Annotated in this window: 12 protein-coding genes; all 12 read left to right on the top strand. The window is 51.4% G+C overall.

The genetic code is table 11. The annotated features are described in order from the left end of the window. Positions 1-89: 89 nt before the first annotated feature. The 12 genes from I2B62_RS11460 (at position 90) to I2B62_RS11405 (ending at position 12,994) form a co-directional block, all read left to right on the top strand. Complete coding sequence (locus I2B62_RS11460; RefSeq protein ID WP_195269215.1) at positions 90-2,600, top strand: YhgE/Pip domain-containing protein; 2,511 nt, start codon at positions 90-92, stop codon at positions 2,598-2,600. A gap of 110 nt (positions 2,601-2,710) precedes the next feature. After that, positions 2,711-3,181 carry a MarR family transcriptional regulator gene (locus tag I2B62_RS11455; RefSeq protein ID WP_195269214.1) on the top strand — a complete coding sequence of 157 codons (471 nt, stop codon included), beginning with the start codon at positions 2,711-2,713 and terminating at the stop codon, positions 3,179-3,181. A 139-nt stretch (positions 3,182-3,320) separates the two neighbouring features. Next, positions 3,321-4,025 (top strand): DNA repair protein RadC, encoded by a 705-nt coding sequence (gene radC, locus I2B62_RS11450; protein ID WP_195269213.1) that lies wholly within the window; start codon positions 3,321-3,323, stop codon positions 4,023-4,025. Positions 4,026-4,143: 118 nt separating this feature from the next. Then, complete coding sequence (locus tag I2B62_RS11445; protein WP_195269212.1) at positions 4,144-5,058, top strand: RluA family pseudouridine synthase; 915 nt, start codon at positions 4,144-4,146, stop codon at positions 5,056-5,058. 15 nt (positions 5,059-5,073) lie between these two features. Beyond that, positions 5,074-7,251 (top strand): transglycosylase domain-containing protein, encoded by a 2,178-nt coding sequence (locus I2B62_RS11440; RefSeq protein ID WP_195269211.1) that lies wholly within the window; start codon positions 5,074-5,076, stop codon positions 7,249-7,251. A gap of 13 nt (positions 7,252-7,264) precedes the next feature. Further along, the gene (locus tag I2B62_RS11435; protein ID WP_195269210.1) at positions 7,265-7,627 is read left to right on the top strand and encodes a cupin domain-containing protein; all 363 of its coding nucleotides are present in this window, start codon (positions 7,265-7,267) and stop codon (positions 7,625-7,627) included. Further along, the gene (gene nth, locus I2B62_RS11430) at positions 7,620-8,261 is read left to right on the top strand and encodes an endonuclease III (protein WP_195269209.1); all 642 of its coding nucleotides are present in this window, start codon (positions 7,620-7,622) and stop codon (positions 8,259-8,261) included. Before I2B62_RS11435 ends, nth begins: the two co-directional genes overlap by 8 nt. A gap of 97 nt (positions 8,262-8,358) precedes the next feature. After that, a complete protein-coding gene (locus tag I2B62_RS11425; protein WP_195269208.1) occupies positions 8,359-9,525 on the top strand; it encodes an ABC transporter substrate-binding protein in 1,167 nt (388 codons plus the stop codon). A gap of 109 nt (positions 9,526-9,634) precedes the next feature. Next, entirely contained in the window at positions 9,635-10,510 is an 876-nt protein-coding gene (locus I2B62_RS11420) for a branched-chain amino acid ABC transporter permease (RefSeq protein ID WP_038352836.1), read from the top strand. A 3-nt stretch (positions 10,511-10,513) separates the two neighbouring features. Then, on the top strand, positions 10,514-11,521 hold the full coding sequence (locus tag I2B62_RS11415) for a branched-chain amino acid ABC transporter permease (protein ID WP_195269207.1): 1,008 nt from the start codon (positions 10,514-10,516) through the stop codon (positions 11,519-11,521). Beyond that, positions 11,521-12,279, top strand: coding sequence for an ABC transporter ATP-binding protein (locus I2B62_RS11410; RefSeq protein ID WP_195269206.1), 759 nt, complete (start codon positions 11,521-11,523; stop codon positions 12,277-12,279). Before I2B62_RS11415 ends, I2B62_RS11410 begins: the two co-directional genes overlap by 1 nt. A gap of 10 nt (positions 12,280-12,289) precedes the next feature. Continuing rightward, complete coding sequence (locus I2B62_RS11405) at positions 12,290-12,994, top strand: ABC transporter ATP-binding protein (RefSeq protein ID WP_195269205.1); 705 nt, start codon at positions 12,290-12,292, stop codon at positions 12,992-12,994. The last annotated feature ends 43 nt before the right edge of the window (positions 12,995-13,037 follow it).

The following is a 13,037-nucleotide window of genomic DNA, read 5'->3' as shown; positions in this document are numbered from 1 at the left end:
AGGGTATATCCTTTGGTATACTTTCACATTATGTAAAGAACCAACGCCAAGAACCCATTATCGCGGTAGAAAGGAAGCAATCAAAACAAATGGAACAGCAAAGGTCAGAAAAATCATTTTTTAAAAAGTGGATGCCCTGGATCGTTATCCTGGGCGTAATCATCATTCCCCTTATGTACAGTTTCTTCTATCTGGACGCCTTCTGGGATCCGTACTCCAGGCTGGATACCCTGCCGGTGGCCGTGGTTAACCAGGACAAAGGCGCAGTCATTGACGGCAAGTCCCGGAACCTCGGGAAGGAAATGTGTGACAAGCTGGAAGAGGACGGCACCCTTAAATTCGTGTTGACCGATGAGGACGATGCCGTTAAGGGAACCGAGGGCAGCCAGTACTATGCCCTGATCCGGATACCGGAAAATTTCTCCTCAGACATCGCCTCTGCCGGTACCCAGAATAAACGCGAGGCAGAAATCTACTATTCTCCCAACGAAAAACGGAATTATCTGGCCAGCCAGATCCTCAGCAAGGCAGTGCTGGAGGTTGAAAAATCAACCCAGGCCAGCGTGGATAAGGAGCTGGTGGCCCAGCTCAGCGGTAAGCTTTACGAGGTGCCCGGCCAGCTGGAAACCCTTCAGGATGGTCTTGGACAGTTGAAGGACGGCGCGGACACACTGAGCGACGGCACCGGTACTCTGGCCGATGGCACCGGCACGCTTTTAAACGGGGCGGCAGACCTGAACGACGGAGCAGCCGCTCTGGCCCAGGGCGCGTCTGCCCTGGCGGACGGTACCAGCAGCTTGGCCCAGGGCGCCCAGAGCCTTCAGGAGGGCGCGGACACACTGGCGAACGGGACAGCAGCACTGAAAAACGGCACGGCTGATCTGGCCGACGGCGCCTCTGCCCTGGCAGGCGGCACCGGCGCGTTAAACCAGGGAGCGGGTGACCTGGCCGCCGGGACCGGTGCGTTCAGCTCCAAGGTCCGGGAATACCAGCAGGGCGAACAGAAGGCTAAATCCGGCGCAGACCAGGTGGCAGCAGGCGCAGCCTCACTGAGCGATGGGATTACCCAGCTTTCCGGCGGCCTGAACCTGCTGAGCCAGAAGGTGAACAGTAGCATGACCGCTCTGGACAGCGGCGTCGGGCAGCTGCAAACCGGCTTTAGCGGCTATCAGGACGGTGTGGACCAGCTCATCTCAAACTCCGGCCAGCTGGTCGGTGGTATTGTGGCGGCAGCCCAAAGTGACCCGGACTTGCTGAATAATCCATATTTTAAAGCGCTTTACGATCAGGCAGCGGCGACAGATCCGGACCAGACCGCAGCCTTACAGGCGGGCGGCAAAGCAGTGGGCGAAGGCCTCGATACCCTTTCTGCCGAGATTAAAGAGGGACAGACCGCCCTTAACGATCCGCAGCAGGGGATTCCGGCCCTCATTGCCGGAGCCCAGACCGCCCAGGCCGGCTCTCAAAATCTGGCCGACGGCACCAGCAGCCTTCAGCAGGGAATGGACGGCCTCGACGCTGCGACAGGACAGCTGGTCGGCGGTGCCGATACACTGGACAGCGGGGCCAACAAGGTGGCCGCCGGGGCCAGCCAGGCCGACAGCGGCGCGCAAAGCCTTGACGCAGGAGCGGGCAGGGTTAACGCGGCCGCCGGGCAGGTCAGTGACGGCGCAGGAGCTCTGGCGGACGGTACCGCCCAGGCAGGTGCCGGGGTTGATCAGGTAAACGCCGGAGCTCAGGCCCTGGATTCCGGCGCGTCAGCGCTGAACAGCGGAACCACTACCCTTGTGGGCGGCGCCCAGGAGCTCGGATCCGGTGTTGTCAAGCTGCGGGATGGCTCCGTCCAGCTTAAGGACGGCCTGCAGACCGCCAAGACAGGCGTGGATGACAACCTGACTGAGGTCCGGGACCAGCTCAAGCCCCTGAACGGCTTGGACAGCTACGCGGCCGACCCGGTCAATGTGAATACCGATGCCATCGACCCGGTGCCAAACTACGGAACCGCCTTCGCGCCTTACTTTCTCTCCTTATCCTTATGGGTGGGCGCACTCATTATTTTCTTTGGTATCTACCTGGACGCGGACGAAAAATTCGTGCTGCTGTCCAGACGCTCGGAAAAGCGCGTTATCCGGAGCTTTTCCTACCTGGCGATCGGGCTCATGCAGGCAGTGCTTCTGGCGGCGGTGCTCCAGTTTGGCCTGGGACTTCAGATTAACCACCTGCTGGCCTTTTACCTGGCCTGCTGCCTGGTATCCATGGTCTTTATCGCCATTGTCCAGTTCCTGGTTGTCTTTTTAAAGGATGTGGGAAAATTCCTGGCCATAGCACTGCTGATTCTTCAGCTGACCTCCTGCGGAGGGACTTTCCCGATGGAGACAGTACCGAAGTTTTTCAATATTCTGTATCCCTTTATGCCCATGACCTATTCCGTCGGGCTTTTTAAGGACGCGATCAGCGGCACCGGTACCATGGGAGTGGATCAGAACAGTCTGGTGCTTATCGGTATCCTGATTGTGTTCATGGCCCTTACGGTTTTGTTTACCTATTTCCAGAATAAGGCACAGGCGCGCAGGACCTCGCAAATAACAGAACAATCATAAATATTTAAGGCCGCAGCTGAAATTTGCTGCGGCCCTTGCATTTTTATTGACATTTGGATACTTTTAACATAAAATGAATTTAAAAAGATACAAGATTTAAGAGGTCAATCATGAATGATGAACAAAGAGATACTTTGAACACCTTTTTTGTCGATACCTTCAATAGAATCCTGTCGTTGGAAGAACAAACCCTTTTAAAAAGCAGCATTGAGAATCTTTCTGTCAAGGAATTACATATCATCGAAGCAGTCAGTATTTTACAGAGAGACAAAAAAAACACGATGACGGAAATAGCCGCAAAGGTTGGGATCACAGTCGGCGCCCTGACCACAGCGGTGAATGTGTTGGTCAAAAAAGAGTACCTGTCCCGCAGGCGTTCCGAGAAGGACCGCCGTGTGGTACGGATCTATTTAACAGAGAAAGGCATGCGGGCCGAGATGCACCACCGGATATTCCATGAGAATATGGTTTCAAATGTCGGTGAGGTTCTGACAGAGGAGGGGTTGGAAAACTTAATAATTGCTTTAAAACAGCTTACTTCCTTTTTTAACGGACAGCTGGAGGATTTGAAAGAAAAATAAGCGGAAAAGCCCCTTTTGGGGCTTTTTTAATGTTTTGTTTATTATTCAGTTACAAAACATTACATAAAGTTAGGAATTTATTTAGGAAAGGCAATTTGAAATCTGTTAGAATAAAGAGAACCGTGCGAGGAGGTGACCTATGGCCGAAAATACTGACCATATGGCAATCCGGGAGATGCCGAAAGATGAGCGTCCCCGCGAAAAGCTGATAAAACACGGCGTCCATAGTCTCAGTAATGCGGAGCTCATCGGCATTATCATTCAGACAGGATGCCAGGACGCGACAGCGGTGGAGCTGGGCCAGCGTATTCTGAGGGCCTTTGACAACGACCTGTCGGCCTTTTTCGGCATGAGCATTGAAGAGCTCGACCGCAATGAGCTGCTCAAGGGCATTGGCCCCGCAAAGGCCTGCCAGATTAAGGCAGCCATCGAGCTTGGACGGCGTGTGAACACCCCTCCGCCCGAGCAGCCGAGAATCGGCTCTCCGGGGGATGCGGCCGCGCTGCTGACAGAAGAGCTGCGTTACCTGAAGCAGGAACATTTTATGATCCTGCTGCTGGACAATAAGAACAAGGTCATTAAGACCGAGACCATTTCCATCGGGACCATCAACGCGTCTCTGGTGCATCCGAGAGAGGTTTTTGTCAAGGCCATCCGGCAGCATGCCGCTGCGGTGATTCTGGCCCACAACCACCCGTCTGGCGACCCGAAGCCAAGCGCGGAGGACAGGGCCATGACCAAACGGCTGCAGGAATCCGGTGAGCTGCTCGGCATTCCGGTCCTCGATCATGTGGTGATCGGCGGAGCGGATTATTTCAGCTTTAAAGAATCCGGCTATATCTAAGGTTCTTTTATGTTTTTTGGCATTATTTATGAATTTGTGTTAAAATTAGATTGATTATTTTCTTATTTTACAATAAAATAAATAGTTGAGATTGTGAATGATTGGAAGAGGTGATGTAATGATTATGCCCGAGGAGGGACAATTTGTATATCATTATATAGTAGGAGATGTAAAAAGTGGTTCTTTGAAGGACATGTTGACCAACCATTATGACTATTCCAGCCGGCTGCTCAGGCAGCTCAAGCGGAACGGCAGCATTACCCTCAACGGCAGGGACTGCTGGCTGACGGATCCGGTGCGCAAAGGAGACCAGGTGGTCATTGCCTTTCCGGAGGAACGGTTTGACATCGAGGCCGTCAGAGGACCTTTAGATATTGTCTATGAAGATGACGAGGTGCTTGTGGTCAACAAGGATGCGGACTGTGTGACCCATCCCACCAAAAGCCACCAGCTGGATACCCTGGCCAACCGTGTGGCCTGGTACTGGGAGCAGAGAGGTACTCCCGGAAAAATCCGCTTTGTCAACCGGCTGGACCGGGACACCACCGGCCTTGTCGTGATCGCGAAAAATAAATATGTGCATCATTATATCCAATCGCGAATGAAGACCGACGTGGTTAAAAAGACCTATATCGCCTTTGTGAACCATGTTCCAAAGGAGAAGGAGGGTTGTATCCGCGTGCCCATTGGCCGTCCGTCTGAGGACAGTCTGGAGCGAATTGTCATGGAAAATGGCAAGGAATCGGTCACGCATTTCAAAGTACTGGAAAGCTACAGGGACGCTGCCATGGTGGAGCTGGTGCTGGAAACCGGACGCACCCACCAGATCAGAGTCCATTTAAAATATATTGGCTGCCCCATCATTGGCGACAGTCTGTACAATCATGATGGGAATCCGAGCTATGGCATGGCCCGACAGGCCCTGCACGCTGCAAAGTTAAACTTAACCTTACCCAAAAGCGGTGAGTTGGAACTTTCCGCAGGATTAACTGAAGATTTAACAACACTTCAAGAAGCATTGAGGAAAGAATAAAAAGAAGGTGGAATTATGAGTAAAGAAGAAGCAAAGAAAATTGCTCCCAAGGCGTCCAGAAAAGGGCTGCCGAAAAAGAAAAAGAAAAGAATGGCAACGTGGAAGATCGTCCTGATTGTACTGGCGGTTCTGCTTGTTGCCGGCGTCGTGACAGGCTTTTCAGTCTACGCGGCCAACCGACAGGATATTTCAGATTTTACTTACCAGCAGAAGGAAAAAACACAGATTTTCTCCTCAGATAATCAGGTCATTGCCGAAATGGCAGCCGAGAACAGGACCTACGTGTCGCTGGACCAGATTCCAAAGGATCTGCAGAACGGCCTGATCGCAACCGAAGACTCCCGTTTTTATACACATAGCGGGGTAGACTACTACGGGATCATGCGTTCACTGGTCTCCAATGTGTTCAGCGGCAACAGTACAGGCCAGGGCGCCAGTACCATTACCCAGCAGCTCGCCAGAGTATTGTGGGATCTTGATGTTGCAGAGCCCGGCTTTATGGACTCTGTCAACCGTAAAATGAAGGAAATCTCCATTTCAAGACAGCTGGAGGAAAAATACACCAAGGATCAGATCCTTGAAATGTACCTGAATGAATATTACTTTGGTTCCGCCTCCTACGGTGTGCAGGCAGCCGCCCAGACTTATTTCGGCAAAAATGTCTCCGACCTGAATCTGGCCGAATGCGCCATGCTGGCAGGCCTGCCCCAGGCGCCGTCCGCTTACGCGCCGAACGCCAACTTTGAGGCCGCTAAAAACCGTCAGGCCCAGGTGCTCGCCCGTATGGTAAAAGAAGGCTACATTACCCAGGAACAGGCCGACCAGGCAACCGCAACGGAAATCACCATTATGCCCTGGTCCGAAGAACAGACCAACGATGATATTCGGGAGGGCTACGGCTCCTTTATCAGCGCCGCTCTTCAGGAATACGCCGAAGCCATGGCTCCGAGCGTGATGAAGCAAAAAGGCGTGGACGAGGAAGAAGCCATCAAGCAGATTCGTGAAAACATTGCGAACGGCGGCTACCGTGTCTACACTACCATCAACACAGGCTATCAGGACGCAGCCATTTCCGCCATGGAAAATGGCCTCGACAATGCTGGCTTCAGCCAGGAAAGCGGGGATACCGGTTCCATTGTCACCGTCGATAAGGACGGTGCGGTTCTGGGCTATTACGCAGGAAATACCGATATTGATATGGCCGACTCACCGAGACAGCCCGGTTCCAATATCAAACCGCTCTACTACAGCGGCGCCATTGAAAAGGGTGTGTTCTCTCCTTCTTCGACCATTAAGGACGAACCCATCAACATTGGCGGCTATTCACCGAAGAACTACGGCGGCGGCTACAGCGGCAATGTCACCATTACCCAGGCTCTCGTCAATTCTCTGAATATTCCAGCGGTTAAGGTCTTTAATACCTTTGGTATTGAAAATGCCATGGACTGGATGAAAACACTGGGAATCACCACCTTTGTCAATCCCGGAGACCGGGACGACGGCGCGGACGACTACAACCTGGCCAGTGCCCTCGGCGGCCTCACAGAAGGAATCAAGCCCATCGAAATGGCAGCTGCTTTTAACTGCTTTAACGACGGTGGTGTTTATAACGAACCGTACAAAATTGTTAAGATTGAACAGACCAACGGCAAGCAGGTCTTTGACAAGAGCCAGCTTGGCCTGACCTCCAGAAAGGTTATGTCTGAAGATACTGCCAGCTCCATGTGGGGCATCCTGCAGCAGGTTGTCACCAGCGGTACCGGCGGACGCGCGGCCCAGGCTTACCCGACAGCGGGTAAAACCGGGACGACGGACAACGAAGAGGATTTATGGTTCACCGGTATGACCGGGAACATTACCACCTCGGTATGGGTCGGCAACCTTGAGCATGAACCGGTCGGCACAGGGAGTTATATCCCGGCAGGTATCTATGGCACCTATGTCCGGTCACTCATCAATAATGACCTGGTTTCCGAGTTCGCCACACCGGAAGAATCTACTGACACAACACCCATAACCACTCCGACACCGGCAGCTACCCCGGTTCCGACACCCGAAGCAACGGTTGAGGCAACCCCTGTACCGACAACGCCCAGTGTCAATAATAATAATAACAACACAGACGAACCGGAAACGCCTGTAGAACCGGAAGAACCCAGTGAACCGTCAACGCCTTCCACTGAGGAAGAATAATCGAGGGAACAAAATGCTGATCAAAAATGAAGAACATACCATTGATGATAAGTTAGAAATGCGCGGAGGAAACGGAACGATCCACATCAAGCATGTTGTGGATCAGGACGTTCTCTGCGACAAGGGAAGATTGTATGCGCAGATTACCGTGGAGCCAGGGTGCTCCATCGGTAGTCATGAGCATGTGAACGAAAAGGAAATATTTTATGTGCTGAGCGGTCAGGCCCAGGTGACAGACAACAGTGTAAAACGGATTTTGAATCCCGGGGACGTTCTGGTAACAGGACACGGGAGCGCCCACGCGGTCGAAAATACCGGAGCCGTTAATCTGGAAATGATGGCACTGATCCTTTACGGAGACGAGAAGCATGAATAAAGAAAATCGAAAAAAGGTGCTGGAGGAGCTCGAGAGGCTCTACGGCACAGAAAAATGCGGGCTGGATTTTACCAGCCCTTTTGAATTGCTGATTGCAACCATGCTGTCGGCCCAGTGTACCGATGTGCGGGTAAATATTGTGACCAGCGAGCTGTTCAAGGAGTACAATACGCCGGAGAAGCTGCTGACCCTAAATGAGGGAGAGCTGCGCGAAAAAATCAAATCCTGCGGCTTGTCCAATACCAAGGCTAAAAACATTCTGCTGACCTGCCACATGCTTCTCGAGGAGCACAATGGCATTGTGCCCGAGACCATGGAGGAGCTCACGAAGCTTCCGGGCGTTGGCCGGAAAACCGCCAATGTGGTTATGAGCAACGCTTTTGATGTGCCGGCCATCGCGGTGGATACACATGTGTTCAGGGTGTCACGGCGCATTGGCCTGGCAAAAGGCAATAATGTGCTCCAGGTCGAAAAAGAGCTGATGAAAAATATTCCCAGGGACTACTGGTCCCGGGCGCACCACTGGCTGATTTGGCACGGAAGGCGGCTGTGTACGGCCAGAAACCCCAAGTGTGAGAGCTGCGCGATCAATCCTTACTGTGACGATTACAAAAAACGGAACAAGAAAAAATAAAAAATTGTATACAAAACCCAGATATTCCTTGATATTTTCTCCGGGATATATTAAAATGAGTAAAAGTTTAAAATTATTTTTTCAGGAGGAAGAGAAAATGAAGAAAAAAATCATGAGTGCTCTAATGGTTGGCGTTATGTGTGTATCCGTTTTCGCCTTTGCTGGCTGCAGCTCATCCGGAAGCGGAAGCAGTGGAGATACCATCAAGATCGGTGCTTTAGGCCCATACACCGGCGACACCGCAATGTATGGTGTGGCAGCTAAAAACGGGATCGAGCTGGCCGCAGAACAGATCAATGAAAACGGCGGCATCGACGGCAAAAAGGTCGAAGTCGTTTCCTACGATACTAAGGGTGACTCCACCGAAGCAGTCAACGCGTACAATCGTCTGCGCGACCAGGACGGCGTTGTCGCCATTGTCGGCTCCGTACTGACCGGCGAAAGCATGGCAATCAAAGAAATGGCTAAGGATGACAATATGCCAATCTTAACCCCGACCTCCACTGCGGCGGACGTTACCGCTGACGCTCCAAACAGCTTCCGCGTATGCTACCTTGATGAATATCAGGGCAACGCTGGTGCGAATTTTGCAGTGAGCACTGAAAACGGCGGCTTGGGCGCTAAAACAGCCGCGATGCTGGTAAACTCAGGCAGCGCTTATTCCCAGGGGTTAGCGGACGCTTTTAAAACGACCTTTGAAGCCAAGGGCGGCAAGGTTGTCGGCAGCGAATCCTACGCAGATAAAGATAAAGACTTCAGCGCTCAGCTGACCAAAATCAAAGAGCTGAACCCAGAAGTCGTCTATATTCCTGACTACTACAACGTAGCTGGTCCGATTATGCAGAAAGCCAAAGAAATGGGCATTACCGCTAAATTTGTCGGCGGCGACGGCTGGGACAGCGTTCAGGTCGACTACGCTGACGCTGCACAGGGCCAGTACTTTGCAAACCACTATGCTGCAGATTCCCCGAAGGAAGCAGTACAGAGCTTTATCAACTCCTACAAGGACAAATACAGTGAAGCAGCCAACTCCTTCGCAGCCTTAGGCTACGATGGCATGAACGTTATGGCTGAAGCGATCAAAAATGCAGGCAGCACAGACTCTCAGGCAGTTGTTGACGCACTGCAGAAAATTGATTTTGACGGTGTAACCGGTCATTTCACATTTGATGAACAAGGTAATCCAAAGGGTAAGGACATTACAATCATTCAGGTTGATAATGGCGAATTGAAATTTGTGACCACTGTACAGGGTGACAACTAAATCGAAATTACAAATGGATTAAAATAACAGATATAGAAGAGCCTCGGCTCTTCTATATCTGTTTATACAATATGGTGAATTAAAATATTTGAAAGGGAGGTAACGGCTTGTGGTATTTTTGCAGCAGTTCATTAACGGACTGAATTCAGGCAGTATATACGCATTGATCGCCATCGGTTATACGTTGGTTTACGGGATCCTTAAGCTCATCAACTTCGCCCACGGCGAGATCATGATGTTTGGAGCCTATTTTGCGTTTATTGCCGCTACGACACTGAACTGGCCCTTCTGGGCGGTTATTGCATTTTCAATGATTTTAACCGCGGTGATGGGTGTAGTCATTGAATTTATCGCTTACCGGCCATTGAGAAACGCGCCGAGATTATCCGCACTCATTACAGCCATTGGCGTAAGTATGTTTTTACAGAACCTGGCACTCATGATCTTTGGAGCAGATCCAAAGGTTATGCCAAAGATTTTTCCGCAGGTAGTATTCCATGTGGGAGGTCTGGAAATTAATTCTATTACATTAATTACTATTGGTCTTTCTGTGCTTTTTATGATCTTATTGGAATTATTTATACAGAAAACGAAACAGGGCCGCGCCATGCGCGCCGTTTCAGAAAATCAGAATGCCGCTATTTTAATGGGAATTAATGTGAATAGAACTATTTCACTGACATTTTTAATCGGCTCTGCCTTAGGCGCCTTGGGCGGGATTTTATACAGTACCGCCTATCTGAATATTGCGCCGACTATGGGCACCATGCCTGGACTCAAGGCCTTTGTGGCCGCGGTACTGGGCGGTATCGGCAGTGTGCCGGGCGCCATGCTGGGCGGCTTTATCATCGGGATGATTGAAACCATGACCAAAGCCTACATTTCATCGACCTGGGCAGACGCCATTGTCTTTTTAGTGCTGATCGTTGTGCTTCTGTTTAAGCCGACCGGTATCCTCGGCAAGAATACGAGAGAGAAGGTGTAAGACATGACCAAAGAACTGAAAAAATCGTACATTGTCAACGCAATCTCAATGATCGTAATCTTTGCAGTGATTTACTCGCTTGTAACCTTTAAGGTTGTTACCAACTATTTTGGCGGGATTGTCATTCTGACCTGTATTATGATCATTATGGCGACAAGCTTAAATATTGTCGCAGGCTTCCTGGGCGAAATGGCCCTGGGCCACGCGGGCTTTATGGCCATTGGGGCCTATACCGCTGCTAGTGTGTCCATTGCCATCACAAACGGGAACGATTCGCTGCCCGCGCTTCTGGTGCTGATCATCGCCTCGCTGGCCGGCGGGGTTGCCGCAGGGATTGTCGGGATTGTGATCGGGACACCGAGCCTGCGTCTCCGCGGGGACTACCTCGGGATTGTGACCATCGGCTTTGCCGAAATTATCCGTATTTTCTTTGTAAACTTCCAGCCGACCGGCGGCGCCCAGGGCCTGAAGGGGATTCCCCGTATTGCGACCCTCGGCTATGTTTACTGGATTATGATCGTAGTGATTCTGCTGATCTTTACACTGGGACGCTCCAAGTTCGGCCGGGCCATTATGTCCATTCGTGAGGATGAGATTGCCTCCGAAGCCGCCGGAATTCCGACCACCAAGTACAAGGTCATGGCCTTTACCATCTCCTCGTTTTTTGCAGGTATCGGCGGCTCCCTTTACGCGCACTACCAGGGCTATCTGGATCCGAATAAGTTCCAGTTCATGTTTTCGATTGAAATATTTGTTATTGTCGTACTGGGCGGACTGGGCAGTGTGACCGGCTCCATTCTTTCTGCCATTGTGCTGACCGTTCTGCCGGAGCTTCTGCGTCAGTTCTCAGAATACCGGCTGCTGGTCTACTCACTGGCGCTGATCATTATGATGATTTTCAGACCCCAGGGCATGCTGGGGCGTTACGAGTTCTCGCTCACGCGGTTCTTTGAAAACCTGAAAAACCGAAAGAATACAACAAAGAATTCAGTGGATGGAGGTGACGCATAATGCCAATTCTTGAAGCGAAGGATGTAACCATGCGTTTTGGCGGTCTGACCGCTGTCGATAAATTTAATCTCACCCTGGGTTCCAATGAGCTGGTCGGGCTGATCGGCCCGAACGGCGCAGGAAAGACCACGATCTTTAATACCCTTACCGGCGTCTATGTGCCGACCGAGGGAAACATCAGCATTGAGGGCAAGAGCATTGTGGGAAAATCGCCTCACGAAGTGGTTAAAATGGGCGCGGCCCGTACCTTTCAGAACATCCGCCTGTTTAAGGACCTGACCGCCATCGAAAATGTCGAAATCGCCTACCACAATTTTGTCAATTACAATCTGGCCCAGGGCCTTTTCCGTACCAGAAAATTCTGGAAGGAAGAGCAAAGGGCCTATGAGGAATGTAAAAAGCTTCTTGAAATTTTTGACATGGGCGAATACGAACAGACCAAGGCAAAAAACCTGCCCTATGGCCAGCAGCGTAAGCTTGAAATTGCAAGGGCTCTGGCATCGGACCCAAAGGTTCTGATGCTGGATGAGCCGGCAGCGGGGATGAACCCCAACGAGACCGAAGAGCTGATGGAAACCATCCATTTTATCCGGAATAAGTTTAATATTACCGTTCTTTTGATCGAGCACGATATGAAACTGGTCATGGGGATCTGCGAGCGGATTGTGGTGGTCGACTATGGCCGTACCATTGCAGAGGGAACACCGGACGAGATAAAAAACAATCCTGATGTAATCCGGGCTTATCTCGGAGACTAGGAGGGGTTTGATGTTAAAAGTAAAAGATCTTAATGTATATTATGGAAAAATCCACGCCATCAAGGGCATTACCTTTGAGGTGAACGACGGTGAGATTGTCACCCTGATCGGCGCCAACGGCGCGGGTAAAACCACCACCCTTCAGACCGTGTCGGGGCTGCTGAGGGCGGAAAAGGGGATTATCTCCTTTCAGGGAGAAGACATCAGCAAGGTAAAACCTTACCAGATTCCAGATCTAGGCATCGCCCATGTACCCGAAGGCCGTCAGGTCTTTGCAGAAATGACTGTGTACGAGAATCTCGTAATGGGCGCTTTTATCCGGAAGGACAAGCGGGAGATCGCGCAGGATATGGAAATGGTCTTTAACTATTTCCCACGTCTGAAGGAGCGTTCCAAGCAGATCGCCGGCACCCTGAGCGGCGGCGAGCAGCAGATGCTGGCCATTGGCCGGGCGCTGATGACAAGACCGAAGCTTCTGCTTCTGGACGAACCGTCCATGGGGCTTGCCCCGATTCTGGTCGATGAGATTTTCAGTATGATCCAGACCATCAACAGCGCCGGAACCACTATTCTGCTGGTCGAGCAGAACGCCAACAAAGCCCTGCGGATCGCCAACCGCGGCTATGTGCTGGAAACCGGTAAAATCAAACTGCACGGAACGTCAGAAGAGCTGCTGGCCAACGACGAGGTACGCACCGCATATCTGGGCGGCTGACAGAGCCTGATTAAAATAGTAATTCACCATCGAATCCCGGGAT

Origin of the sequence: Eubacterium sp. 1001713B170207_170306_E7, assembly GCF_015547515.1 — a bacterium.
In the GTDB taxonomy this organism is placed as follows: domain Bacteria; phylum Bacillota; class Clostridia; order Eubacteriales; family Eubacteriaceae; genus Eubacterium.
Note: the sequence above shows the minus strand (reverse complement) of the source record. Positions and strands in the feature narration are given on the sequence as shown.